Raw genomic sequence first — 1,311 nt, 5'->3', positions numbered from 1 at the left:
CAAACTTCGCGACGACACTCTTTCGCGGCACAAAGCTGCGTCTGGGCTGTTCTCACGATTCAAGTACGACAATCCCGATGCGACGGATGACGACGCTTTGGCGTTTACACTCAAAGAGTGGCGGTCGATCTCACTCGCTCTTGGTGTCCCGCTCGACCCTTGACTCGCCGTGCCCGACAACATGGTTTTTACGCTAGGCCTTCGGCACACCGCTGTCGTTTGTTCAAACGTCCCTCCGGTGGTAGAATCTTCCGTAGCTCAAACTTGCGTGGCATCGCAATGGCGGTGTCGTAAAAACCTTCCGTTAGGCGACCTAGTCATCCGTGGTTGAGACCGTTTTTCAATACGAACGCGTGATGCGGATGGCGCACGACAATTTCGCCAACACCGAGATTCGATTCTTTGGCAACGTCGTATCCGGTGCGCTTTCGCTGGCCGACACCGTGCTGGTTCCCGTGATCGGCGGCGATCCAATCCCGACGACGATTGGCCGGTTTACCGAAGACTTTACGCAAGAGTGGTGCGGGATGCCGTTCTACGACACTGTCCGCCCGGACTCGATTGACGAACCGTTCTGCGTGTGCCTCAACGGTGGGCCATTGGTTGACGCGTTGGTTGCGCCGTCCGGAATGCTCGTTGCGCGGACGGTCGCCTAACATGGTTTTTACGCTAGGCCTTCGGCACACCGCTGTCGTTTGTTCAAGCCGCCCTCTGCTGGTAGAATCTATCGCAGTTCAGGCATCGCTCGCTTCGTTTACGGCGGTGTCGTAAAAACCTTCCGTTAGGCGACCTACCGTATGCCAGCGTTCGAGCCAGATGACCTGAAGACGAAACCCGGTTTCTGGCGATTTACGCACAACGACATCGAATTCGTTGCACGCGGAGACGACTCTCGCTATGCCGCCCTTCTCGATGTCGCATCCGTGCTGAATGATCTCGACGCGCAATGCCTCAAACTGCTGCGAGACTTCATGAAGCACGCGGGCACCTTTGAACTGGACAGCGTTGAGGTTCCTGAATCGCCCCACGATGATGGCGCATCCGTATCACTACGTTACAACTTCGTCGCGGATGCGGACGCACACGAATTTGGTTACACCTACTTTGACGTATGGCTTGGTCGGCAGTCCGAACCTTTGCCACCGTTTTGGCCGTTCAAGTTCGTCGTCGGTTTCCACTAACGTCGATGTTGCCGGTCGCCTAACATGGTTTTTACGCTAGGCCTACGGCACACCTTCGCTTGTTTGGCAACGGGCGCTGGCATTGGTACAATTTCTCGTGATTCAAACTCTACCGCTTCGTTTGGGGCGG

General features: G+C 56.0%; 2 protein-coding genes. Both read left to right on the top strand.

What is annotated here, in order from left to right:
* Window positions 1-323: 323 nt before the first annotated feature.
* A complete protein-coding gene (locus RMSM_RS27715) occupies window positions 324-656 on the top strand; it encodes a hypothetical protein (protein WP_008704902.1) in 333 nt (110 codons plus the stop codon).
* 141 nt (window positions 657-797) lie between these two features.
* The gene (locus tag RMSM_RS27710; protein WP_008704900.1) at window positions 798-1,181 is read left to right on the top strand and encodes a hypothetical protein; all 384 of its coding nucleotides are present in this window, start codon (window positions 798-800) and stop codon (window positions 1,179-1,181) included.
* The last annotated feature ends 130 nt before the right edge of the window (window positions 1,182-1,311 follow it).

Source organism: Rhodopirellula maiorica SM1 (assembly GCF_000346295.1).
Lineage (GTDB): Bacteria > Planctomycetota > Planctomycetia > Pirellulales > Pirellulaceae > Novipirellula > Novipirellula maiorica.
Note: the sequence above shows the minus strand (reverse complement) of the source record. Positions and strands in the feature narration are given on the sequence as shown.

Coding starts and splice junctions, on each gene's coding strand:
- RMSM_RS27710 (WP_008704900.1), top strand. CDS start 798: ATGCCAGCGTTCGAGCCAGATGACCTGAAGACGAAACCCGGTTTCTGG.